Below are 16155 nucleotides of genomic sequence, written 5' to 3'. Positions count from 1 at the left end.
TTCGGTCATGGGCGAACCTGGTCGATCAGCAGTTCGATCGTGCCCGCATCCTTGCCGGCAGGCTTGGCGACGGCTTCGAAGTCGCCCGCCTGCGGAATCGCGTTGCCGCTGGCCGAGACGCGCGCCAGCACTTCGACGCGATCAAGCTGCGAAAGCTTCATCGTCGGCATCGGGCTGTCGCCGTCGTCGAGCGTGACCTCGACCGGGAACTTCGCCGCCGCCAGCTTTTCCACCGCAACCGGCATCGGCGGGCCGCCGGGCCGGCGCGCGATGACGAACAGGCTCGCGTTGGCCGGCAGTTTCGCCAGCAATGCCGGCGCCAGCGCCACCTTCACCTTGAGGCCGGCGCTGGCGATCTGCGCCGAAGCGGCGGCAGGCGGTAACGGCGGCAGGCCGGCTTCACCGCGGGCGGCGTTGATCTGCTCGCGCAGGCTCTCGCCGGTGCGTCCGTCGACCAGGGCCAGCAACGGCTCCCAGGTGCGGGCCGCTTCCGCCGGTTGCTTGGCCTGGCGCTGGGCGATGCCGAGGAACCAGCGTGCGCGCTGGTGCATGGGCTGTTGTTGCAGCGCATGTTGCAGCATCGCCACGCCCTCGGCATCGAACTGCCGACCGGGTGCGGCGATCGCGCGCATTTCGGCGGCTTCGGCCAGCAGGTCGGGGTCGTCGGGCATCAGCTTGAGCGCGCGCATCAGCGCGTCGCGTGCCTTCACCGGTTCGCCTTCGGCGACGTGGGCGCGGGCCAGCAGGCGCCAGCCCTCGACCTGGCTGGGGTCGCGCTTGAGCTCGGCCTGCAGCTGGGTGATGGCGTCACCGAGCGTTTCGGGCGCGCGACGCTGCGCCACGTCCAAGGCGGCCGGCGTGCCGATGGCGAAATAGATCAGTCCGGTGGCCAGCGTCAGGCCGGCAATCACCGCGAACCCGGCGATCGGTCGCGTCTGCCACAGGGGGCGAAGCACATAGGCCAGCACCAGCACGGCCAGCACGAGGCCGGCAATCACGAAACCGACCATTACCACTCCTGCTCTTCGTTGCCGTCGTTGCCTGTGGGCGGGGTTGGCGCCTGGCGGCGCCTGCGCACCGCGCCGGCCACGACCACGCCGCCGGCCAACAGCACCAGCGCCGGGCCAAACCACAGCAACCATGTCTTGGATTCGACCTGCGGTCGATACAGTACGAACTCGCCGTAGCGATCGACCAGGAACTGTTTTATCTGTTGCTCGTCCTTGCCCTGGCGCATCAGCTCCAGCACTTCGCGGCGCAGGTCGACGGCGATCTGCGCATTGGAGTCGGCCAACGACTGGTTCTGGCACATCACGCAACGCAGTTCGCTGACGATCGTGTGGAAACGCTGTTCTTCAGCCGCGGACTGGAACCTGAGCGGGGCAGGGTCGGTGGCGGGCTGGGCGAATGCGCTGAAGGAGGAGAGCACCAGCGCGACGCACAGCAGCAGCGCGAGCTTCCAGTTCCCGCCATTGCCGCGAATGACGGCACGTTGCTGATCGCGCGTTCTGCTCATCGCGCGCCCTTTTCGATCTCGGCCAGCTTCGGCAGCAGCTCGTCGCCGATCACCTCATCGGTCAGCGGGCCGACGTACTTCCAGCGCACGATGCCCTTGCCGTCGACCAGGAAGGTTTCCGGTGCGCCATAGATGCCCCAGTCGATGGCAACCTTGCCGTCGTAGTCGACCAGGACCATGAAATACGGATTGCCGAACTGCTCCAGCCAGCGCATCGCGTCGGCGTGTTCGTCTTTCCAGTTGAAGCCGATCACGCGCAGGCGCTTGCTTTCGGCGAAGCGCGTCAGCACCGGGTGCTCTTCGCGGCAGGCCGGGCACCAGCTGCCCCAGACATTGAGCAGGTACGGGGAACCGCGCAGTTCTTCCGACGACACCGCGCGGCCGGCTTCGTGCAGCACCGGCAGGCGGAAGGCGGGCGCGGGCTTGCCGATCAGCGGCGACGGCAGCGCCTCGCGGTTCGGGTTGCGGCTGAGCATGACACCTGCAAAGAGCAGTACGCCCAGCGCGGCGACGATCAGCAACGGCACCCAGCGCATCGTGGACCTGCGCGGCTGCGGTGACGGTTCGCTCATCGTGCGGGCTCCGGACTCGGGTGGGCGACGGTTGCAGCGGCGACCGCCGGATTTCCCGCAGCCGGGCGTGCGACGGCCGGATCAGTCGCGGTGCTGGTCCGGCGGAAACGCCTGTCCGTCGCCGTCACCAGGCCGCCGAGCATCATCAGCAGCGCGCCCGCCCAGATCCAGCGGACGAACGGCTTGACGTGCACGCGCACGGCCCAGGCGCCGTCGCCCAGCGGCTCGCCCAGCGCGACATAGAGATCGCGGGTGACGCCGTTGTCGATGGCCGCTTCGGTCATGACCTGGCCGCCGCTGGCGTACGTGCGCTTCTCCGGGTGCATCACGGTCAGCTGGCGCTGGTTCGCGAAGACGGTGACCGTGCCGCGGTCGGCTTCGTAGTTCGGGCCCTGCGAATGGGCGACGCCGTCGAAGCGGAACGCGTAGCGACCCAGCTCCACGGTCTGCCCCGGTGCGACGGCGAGTTCGCGCTGCTGGCTCAGCCCTTCGACCAGCAGGGCGCCGATCAGGAACACGGCGACGCCGAAGTGGGCCAGGGTCATGCCGAGCATCTCGGCGGTGAAGCGCGAGCCGCTGCCCTGGCTGCGCAGGCGCGTGACGACGAAACGGATCGTGCCGAACAGCACCCATGCCGCGCCGAACACGCCGGCAGCCACCTTCCACGGACCCTGCGGTGCGAAGAAGTAGGCGATCACGCCCAGCACCAGCGCCAACGCCGCCCACGGCAGCAGCATCGCCAGCGGCCTGGACACCTGCTCACGCTGCCAGCGCGTGACCGGACCAAACGGCAGCAGCGCCACCAGCGGCGCCATCAGCAGCGTGAACATCAGCGCAAAGTAGGGCGGGCCCACCGAAATCTTGCCCAGTTCCAGCGCATCGGCAAGCAGCGGATACAAGGTGCCGAGCAACACCATCGCGCAGGCGGTGGTCAGCAGCAGGTTGTTGGCCAGCAGCAACGTCTCGCGCGAATTGACCTCGAAGGGTTTGCTGCCGCCGTCTTCGGCCGAGGGCGCGCGCAGTGCATACAGCACCAGCGAGCCGCCGATGACGATGCCGAGGAATATCAGGATGAACAAGCCGCGCGCCGGATCGGCCGCGAACGCGTGCACGCTGGTCACCACGCCCGAACGCACCAGGAAGGTGCCCAGCAGCGACAGCGAGAACGTGGCGATGGCCAGCAGCAGCGTCCAGCCACGGAAGTTGCCGCGCTTCTCGGTCACCGCCTGCGAGTGCAGCAACGCAGCGCCGGCGAGCCACGGCATGAAGCTGGCGTTCTCGACCGGATCCCAGAACCACCAGCCACCCCAGCCAAGCTCGTAATAGGCCCACCACGAACCAAGCGCGATGCCGAAGGTCAGAAAGGCCCAGGCGACATTGGTCCACGGCCGCGTCCAGCGCAGCCAGCGTGCGTCGATGCGGCCGTCGAGCAGGGCCGCGATCGCGAACGCGAATGGCACCGCGAACCCCACGTAGCCCAGATACAGCATGGGCGGGTGGATGATCATGCCCGGGTCCTGCAGCAGCGGGTTGAGGTCGCGGCCTTCGGCGGCGGCAGGCAACAGGCGCTGGAACGGGTTGCTGGTGAAGATCAGGAAGGCGAGGAAGCCGGTGCTGACCAGGCCCATCACGCCGAGCACGCGCGCGATGACCTGCTCGGGCAATGCCTTGGAGAACAGCGCGACCGCGCCGGTCCACAACGCCAGGATCAGTGCCCACAACAGCAGCGAACCCTCGTGCGCGCCCCACACCGCGGTGTAGCGGTACATCAACGGCAGCAGCGAGTTGCTGTTCTCGGCGACGTAGAGCAGCGAGAAGTCCTGGGTGACGAAGGCGTGGCTGAGGATGACGAAGGCGATGGCGATGAGTACCAGCTGCGCGTACGCGGCCGGGCGCGCCACCGCCATCCAGCTGCCGATGCCGCGCTGCGCGCCGGCCAGCGGCAGTGCCGCCTGCAGCAGCGACACCAGCAGGGCGAGGATCAGGGTGATCTGGCCGATTTCAGCGAGCATGGCGTGCCCTCACCCGGCAATGCAGTGTCGTCGTCATTGCGCCGAACCTGCCGCAGGCGGCGGCACGTCGTGCTTCTTGTGCGCCATGCCCATCTTGTCGGCGACTTCCTTGGGCATGTAGGTCTCGTCGTGCTTGGCGAGGATCTGCTCGGCGACGAAGGTGTCGCCGCGCATGCGGCCGGTGGCGACCACGGCCTGCTTCTCGCGGAACAGGTCGGGCAGGATGCCGGTATAGACCACCGGCATCAGCGCGTCCCCATCGCTGACCTTGAAGTGCGCTTCCAGCGAACCGGGTGCGCGCGTGAAGGAATCGGCCGCGACCATGCCGCCAAGACGGAACCGCGCCTGCCCGCCGGCTTCGCCGCGAAGCACTTCGCTGGGCGTGTACAGGTAGGCGATGTTGCGCTGCAGGGCCATGGCCACCAGCGTGGCGGCGAGGCCTGCGGCCACGACCAGCGCGATGACCCAAAGCAGGCGGCGGCGACGTACAGGGTTCATGGATACGCTCTCATCGAACAGGCACTCATCGAATCAGTTCATTGGTCGCGCTGCCCTTGCCAGGGCGTGCGGCTTCGCGTTCGGCACGCAGGCGCGCGCCACGCAGTTCGCGGCGGATCTGCAGGTGCGTGGCGACGAAGTCCCAGCCCAGCACGATCACGAACACCGCGTAGGCGGCAATCACGTAGTTCAGGTAGCTCATCGCGCCTTCCCCCGGGCCAGTTCGGCGACCCAGCCCTTGCCGCTTTCGCGACGCAGGTTGTCGGCGCGGGCGCGCGTGAGCAGCGCACCGACGAACCACAGCTTGGTGCCCACGATCATCCAGATCAGCGGCGCGTACATGCTCGAGTCCATCTTGGACTGGCCGAAGATGCTGATGGTCTGGCCCTGGTGCAGCGAGTTCCACCACACCACCGAGTAGCGGATCACCGGCAGCAGCACCACGCCGACGATCGCCAGCAGGCCGGCGGCGCGCGCAGCGGCGCGGCGGTCGTCGATGGCGTTGTACAGGCCGATCACGCCCAGATACAGGAACAGCAGGATCAGTTCGGTGGTCAGGCGCGGGTCCCAGTCCCACCACGTGCCCCACATCGGCTTGCCCCAGATCGAACCGGTCAACAGCGTGATCAGGGTGAAGGCGGCGCCGATCGGCGCGCAGGCCATCGCCAGGACCTCGCACAGCTTGATCCGCCAGATCAGCGCGATCGCCGCGTAGATGGCCATGAGTCCAAACACGGCCATGCTCATCCAGGCGCTGGGCACGTGGATGTAGAGGATGCGGAAGCTGTCGCCCTGCTGGTAATCGGCCGGGACCTGGAACAGCGCGCCGTACAGGCCCCAGGCCATGACCAGCAGTCCCAGGCCGTAGCCCCAGGGTGCCCAGCGCGCGGCGAAGCGGTCGAAGTAGGGCGGTGAACCGAGTTTGTGGAACCAGCGGACGATCGGATTCATCGTGTTCTCGGCCTGCTTGCGGACCGCGGTCCGGTTGCTGGCGTGGGGGAGCAGTGGTTGCGGCGATGGTTGCGGCAGTGGGTCGCGGCGGACATTAAAGGACGGGGCCGGGGCGCGGCATTTGATCTGGCTCAACAGTCTGGTGACTAGCTGAGCGCAATCCGTATCGCCGCGGCGGCGGCAACCGGTGCCAGTACCAGCGCCACGGCCAGGCCCGCGCCCAGCAACAGCAGCGCGCCGACGGGATTGAGCCCCTGCGCCGCGGCAGCCACGCTGCCGGCGCCGAACACCAGTACGGGCACGTACAGCGGCAGCGCCAGCAACGCGACAAGTATACCGGAGCGCCGCATTCCGACCGTCAGCGCCGCCACCACCGCGCCCAGCAGGCTCAGCAGCGGCGTGCCCAGCGCGAGCGAGGCCAGCAGCACCGGCAACTGCTCGCGTGGCAGGTACAGCAGCTCGGCCAGGAACGGGGTGGCGATCAGCAGCGGCAGCGCGCTGGTGGCCCAGTGCATGAAGGTGCGCACCGCGACCAGCCAGGCCAGCGGCACCGGCGCGAGCATCCACTGCTCCAGCGAGCCGTCCTCGGCATCGCCGCGGAACAGGGTGTCGAGCGATAGCAGCCCGGCCAGCAGCATCGCCAGCCACAGCACCGCGCCGGCGACCTTGGCCAGCGCCAGTTTCTCGCCGCCCAGGGCGAGGGCGAACAGCACGATCACGAGCAGGGCGAACAGCGCCGGCTGCAGCGCATCGCCGCGGCGGCGCCAGAGCAGGCGCAGGTCGCGCGCGAGCAGGGCGCGGGCGGCACCGGCGAGGGTGGCGGTCTGGGCGCTCATTGCATGCCTCCCTTGGCCATCACCAGCATCCGCGTGCGCACCGGCGGTGCGGCGTAGGCGCCGTGGGTGGTCACCAGGGCGGCCCCGCCCTCGCGCAGGTGCGCCTGGACCATGCGGTTGACCAGCTCGATGCCGTCCAGGTCCAGGTTGGCGTAGGGCTCGTCGAGCAGCCACAACGGCGCCGGGGACATCCACAGACGCGCCAGGCTGAGGCGCTTCTTCTGCCCGGCCGAGAGCTGGCGGGCCAGGGTGTCCTCGAAGCCGGCGAGACCGACGATGGCCAGGGCATTGCCCGGCAACTGGGCGCGGCGGCGGCCGTGCAGGCCGCACAGGAAATTGAGGTTCTCCAGCGCGCTCAGGTCCGCCTTCAGCCCGGGCAGATGGCTGAGGTAGGCAATGGCGCGGGCGCGCCGGGCGGTGCCGGCCGGCTGGCCGTCGAGGTCGACTTCACCCTCGTCGGCGCGCAGCAGGCCCGCCAGGACCCGCAGCAAGGTGGTCTTGCCGGCGCCGTTGTCGCCCTGGACCAGCAGTGCCTCGCCGGCGTCGACACTGAAGTCGAGCGGGCCGAACACGGGCTCGTCGTTGCGCGCAAAGCGTAAGCCGCGGGCTGCGAGCAGCGGCGGAGCAGGTCGGTCGGTTGGCGTCATCGGCTGGGAGGCTGCGGCCCGGTGGCCGCGAAGGCGTCAGTTTATGCGAGTCGCCGGGGGACGGGTTTGTCGGCGTCGGGCGGGGGTAGCCGGCGGTCTTCCGCCCGGGATGGGCGGGCTGTAACTGTCAGCCCGGGGGCTCAGCCGGTGACCCAGTCGGTGTGGTCCACCGGCGCCGCCGAAGCAGGCGCGGGCGGCCTGGGCATCAGCATCCGCAGGCGAACCGGTTCGCCGGGCTGCCAGGCCAGGACCGCGGCCTGGCCGAACTCGAGCGCAAGGCGCAGCAGTTCGGCTTCGTCGATGCCGCCCAGCAGCCAGCCCGGTTCGCGCCAGTGCCCGGTCGGGTCCTGCGCCCAGGCGGGGTGGCGGACTGCGCCGGCGGCATCGAGCTTGTTCACCAATAGCGCGTCGGCGGCCTGGTTGGCCGACTCCGAACGCGGCTGCGAGGCCGGGTTCCAGGCGGTGATGAAGGCGTAGCGCGAGGCGGGCCAGTACGCTTCCAGGTCGCTGGCCGGCAGGCCGACCCGCAGCGGCAGGGCGTCTCCGTCGAGCACCACCACGTACTCCGCGGCAGCGTAGGCGATGGCCAGTTCGACGGCATTGACGATCCGCAGCTCGCGCATGGCGCGCAGTGTGAGTGTGGCCACGCGACAGTGCAATCGCATGGCAGCGTCAAGCCCGCCGGGCCGACGGGGTGATGACCACTCGTCATGACGCCGCCAGGCGCGCATCCTTACACTTGTCCGCCTCGACGGTTTCCCTGTTGTCCAGCCTCTTGCGAGCAAGCCCCCACCGATGACCCTGCAAACCAAGCTGCCGAAGGTCGGCACCACCATCTTCACCGTGATGTCCCAGCTCGCGGTCGAGCACAAGGCCGTGAACCTGGGCCAGGGCTTCCCTGACTTTGCCGTGCCCGAGCGCCTGATCGAAGCGCTGGACCGCGCCATGCGCGACGGTCACAACCAGTACGCGCCGATGACCGGCATCCCGGCCCTGCGCCAGGCCATCGCCGCCAAGACCGAGCGCTGCTACGGCCACCGGCCCGATGCCGATACCGAGGTCACGGTCGCTTCCGGCGCCAGCGAGGCGATCTTCGACGCGATTGCCGCGGTGGTGCGCCCCGGCGACGAAGTGATCGTGCTCGACCCCTGCTACGACTGCTACGAACCGGCGATCGACCTGGCCGGTGGCCGCGCCGTGCACGTGCCGCTGGATCCGGCCACGTTCGCCCCGGACTGGGCCCTGGTGCGCGCGGCGGTGACGGACAAGACGCGGCTGCTGATGATCAACTCGCCGCACAACCCGTCCGGCGCCATGTTCGACGGCGACGATATCGAGCAGCTGACCGCACTGCTGCGCGGCACCGAGGTCCTGCTGCTGTCGGACGAGGTTTACGAGCACATCGTCTTCGACGGCCGCGTCCACGAGTCGGTGCTGCGCTATCGCGAACTGCGCGAGCGCGCATTCGTCGTATCCAGCTTCGGCAAGACCTACCACTGCACCGGCTGGAAAGTCGGCTACTGCATCGCACCGCCGGCACTGTCGGCCGAGCTGCGCAAGGTGCACCAGTACAACACCTTCTGCACCTTCGCCCCGGCACAGTGGGCCTTCGCCGAAATGATCGAGGCCGAGCCGGAACACTACGAGCAGCTCGGCGCGTTCTACCAGGCCAAGCGCGACCGCTTCCGCGAGCAGCTGTTGACCACTCGCCTGAAGCCGTTGCCGGTGCCGGGTGGCTATTTCCAGCTGGTCGACTACTCGGCGGTGAGCGACCTGGACGATGCCGCGTTCTGCCGCTGGCTCACCACCGAGAAGGGCGTTGCCGCGATTCCGCTGTCGCCGTTCTACGAAACGCCGCCGCAGGGCCAGCGCCTTGCCCGCCTGTGCTTCGCCAAGAACGAGGCGACCCTGGACGCGGCAATTGAAAGGCTGCAGAAGCTATGAGCCAGGCACCGACGAACGACCTGCGGGTATCGCTGGTCCAGGGCGAAACCCGCTGGCACGACCCGGCCGGCAACCGTGACTATTACGGCCGCCTGATCGCACCGCTGCACGGCATCACCGACCTGGTGATCCTGCCCGAAACCTTCACCAGCGGATTCTCCAACGATGCCATCGGCAATGCCGAAGGCATGGACGGCCCGACCGTGGCGTGGATCGGCGAACAGGCACGCAAGCTCGATGCTGCAGTGATGGGCAGCGTGCAACTGCGCACGGACGAGGGCGTGTTCAACCGCCTGCTGTTCGCCACGCCCGACGGCGCACTGAGCACCTACGACAAGCGCCATCTGTTCCGTTATGCGCGCGAGCACGAGCGCTACGCCGCCGGCCGCGACCGGCTGGTGCTGGAGTGGAAGGGTTGGCGTATCTGCCCGCTGGTCTGCTACGACCTGCGCTTCCCGGTGTTCTCGCGCAACCGTTTCGATGTGGAGCGCCCTGGCCAGCTCGACTACGACCTGCTGACCTACGTCGCCAACTGGCCGTCGGCGCGCAGCTATCCGTGGAAGACGCTGCTGCGGGCTCGCGCGATCGAGAACCTCAGCTACGTCGCCGCGGTAAACCGCGTCGGCACCGATGGCAACGGCCTGCACTACGCCGGCGACAGCGCGGTGATCGATTTCCTCGGCCATCCGCTCAGCGAATGCACCGACGAGGAAGTGGTGGTCACCACAACCTTGCTTGCCACGGAACTTGCCGCGCACCGCGAGCGGTTCCCGGCCATGCTCGACGGCGATTCGTTCGAGCTGAGATGAACGTCTTGAGATGAACCGTCGCCGGCACGCGTAATCGCGCGCCGGCGAATGGCAATGCGTCGCGGCGTCGCGTGGTTTTTCGTGAACCGAGCTGATACGAAGGACTGCAGCGCAATATTGACATCGCTGAACTGTGCACACGTTCGCGATCGACGGCGTTCCATCGCCTGTTCAGGCAACGCCTCATTAACGTTGGCTATGACATTGATACAGCTCCACCATCAACGCTGACTAGCCACCACCGCGCGCCCCGCGCACAGAAAATCAAGAATCGTTCCAATCGGGCTGCAGCGACTTCCCCCGGTCCTGCACGCATTTCCCGTGCGCATGCATCGCGCATGGATATTGAAGGAGACATGTCATGGTTACCCGCACCTTCCGCAATGTCGGCCTCGTCGTCGCCGTGAGCGCCGCCACCCTGGCCGGTTGCTCCAGCTACATCAAGCGCGACGAGTTCGACAGCACCGTTGCCGACCTTCGCGCCACCGACCAGAAGCTGCAGTCGCAGATCGACTCGCTCTCGCACAAGCACGATGCACTGGTCACCCAGCTCGCGGGGCGCGTGCGTGTGGAAACCGGAGCGCACTTCGCCACTGGCGACGCCACGCTCAATGAAGAAGACAGACCGTTTCTCGACGACTTCGCCCGCGTGATCAAGGACAACCATTCCGACGCGCTGATCACCATCGAAGGCTTCACTGACCCGGCCGGTTCGGCGGTTGCGAACCGTCGCCTCGGCCTGCAGCGTGCGCAGGCGGTGCGTGACTACCTGGTCAGCTCCGGCCTGGGCGCCCAGCAGGTCCGCGCAGTCAGCTACGGCGAAGACCAGAACCGCCAGGTCCGCGCAGGCGCCATCGGCGATGCCGGCCGCGACAACCGCCGTGTCTCGCTGGTTGTCGACTACGCCGGCGTAGCGATGCAGAACACCGCTCCCCCGGCTGGCTGAGTCGCATCACCGCCCTCTCCCGGGAACGGGAGGGGGCGGCAGGGATTACACTGCGCCTGCCGCGCACGAGTGCGCGGTCTTCAGCTTCGACAAGGACGCCGGCGCGACGCGCCCTCTGCCACCGGACCAGCCGTGCCGGCTCCGCCATCAGGGAGCCCAGGCCATGTCATCGCCACGACTAGAACAGTTCCTGCATTCCAATCGCGTCCCGTACGACACGATGACGCACCCGCACGCATTCACTGCCCAGGCCACCGCGGCCAGCGCTCACATCGACCAGCGCGAAATGGCCAAGACGGTCATGGTCCGGCTCGACGGCAAGCTGGCGATGGCGGTGATTCCATCGAGCGAGTGGCTCGACCTTGCCAGCCTGCGACAGGTAAGCGGCGCGCGTGAAGTCGCCCTCGCCAGCGAATCCGATTTCAAGGACCGCTTCCCCGAATGCGAGGTCGGCGCCATGCCGCCGTTCGGCAACCTCTATGGCATGGAGGTGTACGCCGCCGACACGCTTCCCGAGGACGCGCGTATCGCCTTCAACGCCGGCAATCACCGTGAGGTGATGCGGATGGGCTGGCAGGATTTCGAGCGGCTGGTGCACCCGCGGGTGGTTCACCTCACCCGGCACTAGTTGCGATCACTGCCGGTCGGCAGTCACGCATGCCCGCGTGATGCCGATTCTCACAGGCGCTTGGCTAAGCTCCGGCGCATGAACAGCGCCCCATGGAACAGCCAGCTGCGCGCGTATTGGAATCGGCTCCCGGCGGGCGCGCGCCCGTGGATCAGGCGCATCGGCCTTGGCCTGCTGATCGTGTACGCCGCCTACGTACTGCTCGGCAACGTGTTCCTCAACACGCCGTTGGGGCCGTGGGTCGCCAATCGCAAACCGGAAAAGTTCGAGATCCACTGGGGGCCTGGCCTGACCCTGTGGCCGGGCAGGGTGACGGTGTGGGACGTCGACATGAAAGGCCAGGTCGCGCGGACGAAGTGGGCCGTGCAGGCCGGCAAGGCGAAAGGCAGCGTGGACATCCTGCCGCTGCTGCACAAAGAGGTCCGCGTACCGGACGTCGAGGCGTTCGACGTCAGTGGTGGCGCCGACCTGCTCCAGGTGCGCAAGCCGCCGCCGCAACCGCGGCCCGGCGGCTGGGTGCTGCGCTTCGATCGCATCCACACCCGCTCGATCAAGTCCGGGCACTTCGCCGGCCTTGAGCTGCAGGGGCCGGGCAGCGCCGAAGTGGGCTTCTACAAGCAGCTGCGCGGCGGTGCGCTCGAGCTGATGCCATCGACCGCGCATTTCGACAAGGCGCGGCTGTCCTACAAGGGCGACACGATGCTGCACGACGCCCGAATCGACGCGAAATTCGCGATCGCCCGGCATACGCGGGCGCAGGCGCCAGGCATTCGCAAACTGCTGATGACCGATGCCGAGCTCAACCTCGATGGCCTCACCGCGGCCCTGCAGACCGTCACAGACCCCAACGGCAAGACCACGGTCTCCACCGTGCCCGGGCAGGGGCGTGCGCATGCGAAGCTGGCGTTCGCGCGCGGTTCGCTCAAGCCCGGCAGCGAGCTTCGCTGGCACATGCCGGTCACCGGCACCGATATCGCCGGCCGGCCTCGCGAAAGCGCGATGGATTTCCTCATCGACGTCGATCGCGACATCGTGGTCAAGGCCAACGTACCGGCGCACGAGGGCAAGGCGCTGTATCTCGACGCCGATCTTCGCCTTCGCGGCACGCAGGTTCCCTTCCAGGACTTCAAGGCGGCGCTGCCACGCGCATCCGGCCACGTGGTGGGGCGCTGGGAATTCTCCTCGCTGCGCTGGCTGGGCAGCATGTTCAACGCACCGTGGCTGGTGCTGGACGGTTCCGGCGCGGTCGACGCCGACGTGCAGGTGGTCGAGGGCAAGGTTGCCGCAGGCAGCCGCATCGGCATCCCGGAAGTCGATGCCGTCGCGCACGTCATGGGCAGCCGCATCCAGGGCCGCGCGCGGGCCGACGGCCGACTTGATGCGGGCGACGGCGACGAGCTGCTGCCGCAGCTGGCGCTGGTCATGGAACACTTCAACATGGCAGCCGAAGACGCGCCCGACCGCCCCTACGTGGAAGGGCAGAACCTGCGCCTGGACCTGCAGACCGTTTCGGGGCTGGAGCGCGACAAGCTGAAGCAGCCCGGTGCGATGAAGGAAGTGCGCGATGCACTGCGGGCGCACCTGGTGTTCGTTGACGCGCGCGTTCCCGACCTGCGCACCTACAACCGCTACCTGCCCGTGGAGCACATGCGCTTCGATGGCGGCGCCGGTACTGTCAGCGGCGACCTGACACTCGACGGAGCCGGTGCGGTCGGCACCGGCGTGGTGCGGGTCAAGGGCAGCGGCACGCAACTTCACTTCGCCGGCATCGCCCTGCGCGGCAACGTCGACGTCAACACGCAACTGCGTCGCGCCGACCTGAGCGGCCACAACTTCAACATCGACGGCACGCGTGTGGCGTTGAACAACATGAGCTTCACCGAGCCCGGTGGCGAGTCGCGCAGCGGCTGGTGGGCGCGGATCGACCTGCAGCGGGCGCGCATGGACTGGGACAAACCGGCCACGGTCAGCGGCCGCGCCAACGTCGCCATGAAGGATGTCGGGTTCCTGCTGGCGCTGTTCTCGCGCAAGCGCGACTACCCGCAGTGGGTCTTCAAGATGATCGATTCCGGCCAGGCCCAGGTCAGCGCCAACGTGCAGTGGAAGGACGACGTGCTGGTGCTCGACCGGGTCGAAGCGAGCAACCAGCGCTACGAACTCAAGGCCCGGCTGCGCCTGAAGGGCAAGAGCCGTGTCGGCAGCCTCTATGCGAACTGGGGTGTGCTCAGCTGCGCGGTGGCGGTCAACAACGGTCAGCGCGATTTCCACATGATCAAGGCCAAGCAGTGGTACGAATCGCAGCCGAACCTGCTGCGCTGAGATCGCCGTCGCAGCGATTCCGTTTCCTTAACGCGCGGTGGAGTTAACTCGTACCACGGCGGGCGCCTGGCGCGCCCTGCGGCGCACCCATGAACGTGCAGTTCCGGATGTGGACGATTGCCTGCGCTGTGCTGCTGGCGGCGCTGGCGGTGCACGCGCAGCCGGCACCGGCGCCATCGGCAGGCGTGCTGCTGCTCGACATCAAGGGCGGTATAGGCCCGGCCACTCGCGACTACCTTCGCAGCGGGCTCAAGCGCGCCAGCGACGACGGTGCCCGCGCCGTGGTGCTGCGGATCGACACCCCAGGTGGGCTCGATGCGGCCACGCGCGACATCAACCAGGCGATCCTTGCATCGCCGGTGCCCGTGATCGCCTGGGTCGCACCGGAAGGCGCGCGCGCGGCCAGTGCCGGCACCTACATCCTCTATGCCTGCCATCTGGCAGCCATGGCGCCGGCGACGTCGCTCGGTGCGGCCACGCCGGTGTCGATGGGTGGAAGCGGACCCGCAGGCGCGCCGGAGAAGGAGCCGGACGAGGCGGCCGACCCGCGCAACCAGCCGCCAGGCGCACCCACGGCCACGCCGTCGCCACGGCGCGAGCCGCGCGACGCGATGGCGCGAAAGGTGGTCAATGATGCCGCCGGCTACCTGCGCAGTCTTGCCGAACTGCGCGGACGCAACGGCGAGTTCGCCGAAGCCGCCGTGCGCGACGCCGCGACGCTGACGGCATCGCAGGCGCTGTCGCAGGGCGTGATCGAGATCGTTGCCGGCAACGTCGACGAGTTGCTGCGGCAGGCGCACGGTCGCAGGGTCCGGCTGGCGCAGCGCGAAGTGACGCTCGACCTTGCCGGGCAGCCGGTGACGGTGGTGACCCCGGACTGGCGCGCACGCTTGCTCGCGGTGCTGACCGAACCGACGGTGGCGTATCTGCTGCTGTTGATCGGTCTGTACGGGCTGGTGTTCGAGGGCTACAGCCCCGGCGCGATCCTGCCCGGCATGGTCGGTGCGATCTGCCTGCTGCTGGCCGCCTACGGGCTGCAGGTTCTGCCGGTCAATTACGCCGGGGTTGCATTGATCGTGCTCGGGGTTGCGCTGATCGCCATCGAGTTCGCGGTGCCCAGCCTGGGTGCGGCCGGCGTCGGTGGCGTGGTCGCGCTGGTGGCCGGCTCGCTGATCCTGTTCGACACACAGGTGCCCGGATTCGGCGTACCCGGCGGGCTCATTGCCGGGATAGCGATCGCCAGCGCGCTGGGGTTCATGGGCATGGTGTGGCTGGCCGCGCGTGCGCGACGACGGCCGGTGGTCAGCGGCCGCGAAGAAATGATCGGCCACCTGGCGGTAGCCATGCGTGACTTCGACGGACGCGGGCAAGTGCGCATCCGTGGCGAACAGTGGCAGGCGCGGTCGGCTGTGCCGGTGCGGGGCGGCCAGGCGGTGCGCGTGCTGGCGCTGGACGGACTGGTGCTGCAGGTCGCACCCGAGAACGACACACCTGCGTCTGACTGAAGGAGAGCTTGCATGTACATGGCCATGTACTTCCCGGTGATCGTGCTGCTGGCGGTGATCCTGATCACCGCGGTCAAGGTGCTGCGTGAATACGAGCGCGGCGTCGTGTTCCAGCTCGGCCGCTTCTGGAAGGTCAAGGGACCCGGGTTGATCCTGCTGATACCGATCGTGCAGCAGATGGTGCGCGTGGACCTGCGCACCGTGGTGATGGACGTGCCGCCACAGGACGTGATCTCGCGCGACAATGTCTCGGTGCAGGTCAACGCGGTGGTGTACTTCCGCGTGGTCGACCCGCAGAAGGCGATCATCAACGTCGAGCATTTCTACGAAGCCACCAGCCAGCTTGCGCAGACGACGTTGCGCTCGGTGCTGGGGCAGCATGAGCTCGACGAGATGCTGGCCGAGCGGGAGAAGCTCAACGACGACATTCGCAACATCCTCGACAGCCAGACCGATGCGTGGGGCATCAAGGTCGCCAATGTCGAGATCAAGCGGGTCGACCTCAACGAGACGATGGTCCGCGCGATCGCGCGCCAGGCCGAAGCCGAGCGCGTGCGTCGGGCGAAGGTGATCCATGCCGAAGGCGAGGCGCAGGCCGCCGCGATGCTGGTCGAAGCGGGGCGGCTGCTGGGCGGCGATCCGCGCGCGATCCAGTTGCGCTACCTGCAGACGTTGACCGAGATCGCCGGCGAGAAGAGCTCGACGATTGTTTTCCCGCTGCCCATGGATCTGCTGCAACAGTTGATGGACAAGGGCGGGCAAGGGCGGTCGTAGGCAGCCTTGCTCGTCAGGAAAACTTGCTCGTCAAAAAACAAAGGGCGCCGAAGCGCCCTTTGTCATTTCACTCGTTCAGTGCCGATTGCCGTCAAGCGCCGCCGCGCGGACCGCGACCGCCACCCGGGCGTCCGCCACCGCGCGGACCGCCAGGACGCGGGCCGCCGGCCGGACGGCCTGCGCCGCCGGGACGTGCGC

17 protein-coding genes are annotated in these 16155 nt (G+C 68.2%); 7 read left to right on the top strand and 10 right to left on the bottom strand.

Annotation, left to right across the window (positions count from 1 at the left end):
• Positions 1–5: 5 nt before the first annotated feature.
• From AC1DER_RS03445 to AC1DER_RS03400, 10 genes are all read right to left on the bottom strand, one after another.
• Positions 6–1010 (bottom strand): tetratricopeptide repeat protein, encoded by a 1005-nt coding sequence (locus AC1DER_RS03445; protein WP_477245467.1) that lies wholly within the window; start codon positions 1008–1010, stop codon positions 6–8.
• Positions 1010–1516, bottom strand: a complete 507-nt coding sequence (locus tag AC1DER_RS03440) for a cytochrome c-type biogenesis protein (RefSeq protein ID WP_477245465.1) — start codon at positions 1514–1516, stop codon at positions 1010–1012. The genes AC1DER_RS03445 and AC1DER_RS03440 overlap by 1 nt, the downstream gene beginning before the upstream one ends.
• Entirely contained in the window at positions 1513–2088 is a 576-nt protein-coding gene (locus tag AC1DER_RS03435) for a DsbE family thiol:disulfide interchange protein (RefSeq protein WP_477245463.1), read from the bottom strand. Before AC1DER_RS03435 ends, AC1DER_RS03440 begins: the two co-directional genes overlap by 4 nt.
• Positions 2085–4100: a heme lyase CcmF/NrfE family subunit gene (locus AC1DER_RS03430; protein WP_441814690.1), complete on the bottom strand. Its 2016-nt coding sequence runs from the start codon at positions 4098–4100 to the stop codon at positions 2085–2087. Before AC1DER_RS03430 ends, AC1DER_RS03435 begins: the two co-directional genes overlap by 4 nt.
• A gap of 33 nt (positions 4101–4133) precedes the next feature.
• The gene (gene ccmE / locus AC1DER_RS03425; protein ID WP_441814689.1) at positions 4134–4598 is read right to left on the bottom strand and encodes a cytochrome c maturation protein CcmE; all 465 of its coding nucleotides are present in this window, start codon (positions 4596–4598) and stop codon (positions 4134–4136) included.
• 25 nt (positions 4599–4623) lie between these two features.
• Complete coding sequence (locus AC1DER_RS03420) at positions 4624–4800, bottom strand: heme exporter protein CcmD (protein WP_441814688.1); 177 nt, start codon at positions 4798–4800, stop codon at positions 4624–4626.
• Entirely contained in the window at positions 4797–5549 is a 753-nt protein-coding gene (gene ccmC / locus AC1DER_RS03415) for a heme ABC transporter permease CcmC (protein ID WP_441814687.1), read from the bottom strand. Before ccmC ends, AC1DER_RS03420 begins: the two co-directional genes overlap by 4 nt.
• A 146-nt stretch (positions 5550–5695) precedes the next feature.
• Complete coding sequence (ccmB, locus tag AC1DER_RS03410) at positions 5696–6385, bottom strand: heme exporter protein CcmB (RefSeq protein WP_441814686.1); 690 nt, start codon at positions 6383–6385, stop codon at positions 5696–5698.
• Complete coding sequence (gene ccmA / locus AC1DER_RS03405) at positions 6382–7032, bottom strand: heme ABC exporter ATP-binding protein CcmA (RefSeq protein ID WP_477245460.1); 651 nt, start codon at positions 7030–7032, stop codon at positions 6382–6384. Before ccmA ends, ccmB begins: the two co-directional genes overlap by 4 nt.
• A 140-nt stretch (positions 7033–7172) precedes the next feature.
• Positions 7173–7679 carry a DUF3293 domain-containing protein gene (locus AC1DER_RS03400; protein ID WP_477245458.1) on the bottom strand — a complete coding sequence of 169 codons (507 nt, stop codon included), beginning with the start codon at positions 7677–7679 and terminating at the stop codon, positions 7173–7175.
• Positions 7680–7827: 148 nt separating this feature from the next.
• Between AC1DER_RS03400 and AC1DER_RS03395 the strand changes: the two genes are divergently transcribed.
• From AC1DER_RS03395 to AC1DER_RS03365, 7 genes are all read left to right on the top strand, one after another.
• Positions 7828–8976, top strand: a complete 1149-nt coding sequence (locus tag AC1DER_RS03395; protein ID WP_477245455.1) for a pyridoxal phosphate-dependent aminotransferase — start codon at positions 7828–7830, stop codon at positions 8974–8976.
• Positions 8973–9785 carry an amidohydrolase gene (locus AC1DER_RS03390; protein ID WP_477245453.1) on the top strand — a complete coding sequence of 271 codons (813 nt, stop codon included), beginning with the start codon at positions 8973–8975 and terminating at the stop codon, positions 9783–9785. The genes AC1DER_RS03395 and AC1DER_RS03390 overlap by 4 nt, the downstream gene beginning before the upstream one ends.
• 361 nt (positions 9786–10146) lie before the next feature.
• Positions 10147–10731 carry an OmpA family protein gene (locus tag AC1DER_RS03385; RefSeq protein WP_477245451.1) on the top strand — a complete coding sequence of 195 codons (585 nt, stop codon included), beginning with the start codon at positions 10147–10149 and terminating at the stop codon, positions 10729–10731.
• A 163-nt stretch (positions 10732–10894) separates the two neighbouring features.
• Positions 10895–11359 (top strand): aminoacyl-tRNA deacylase, encoded by a 465-nt coding sequence (locus tag AC1DER_RS03380; RefSeq protein ID WP_441814680.1) that lies wholly within the window; start codon positions 10895–10897, stop codon positions 11357–11359.
• Between the two features lie 78 nt (positions 11360–11437).
• Positions 11438–13678 carry a hypothetical protein gene (locus AC1DER_RS03375; protein ID WP_477245448.1) on the top strand — a complete coding sequence of 747 codons (2241 nt, stop codon included), beginning with the start codon at positions 11438–11440 and terminating at the stop codon, positions 13676–13678.
• Positions 13679–13767: 89 nt separating this feature from the next.
• Positions 13768–15183, top strand: coding sequence for an NfeD family protein (locus tag AC1DER_RS03370; protein WP_477245446.1), 1416 nt, complete (start codon positions 13768–13770; stop codon positions 15181–15183).
• A 12-nt stretch (positions 15184–15195) separates the two neighbouring features.
• Positions 15196–15957 (top strand): slipin family protein, encoded by a 762-nt coding sequence (locus tag AC1DER_RS03365; RefSeq protein ID WP_477245444.1) that lies wholly within the window; start codon positions 15196–15198, stop codon positions 15955–15957.
• The last annotated feature ends 198 nt before the right edge of the window (positions 15958–16155 follow it).

Source organism: Lysobacter sp. 05T417, assembly GCF_056396405.1.
The sequence above is the reverse complement of the archived record's forward strand: the minus strand, read 5'-3'. Positions and strand labels throughout refer to the sequence as shown.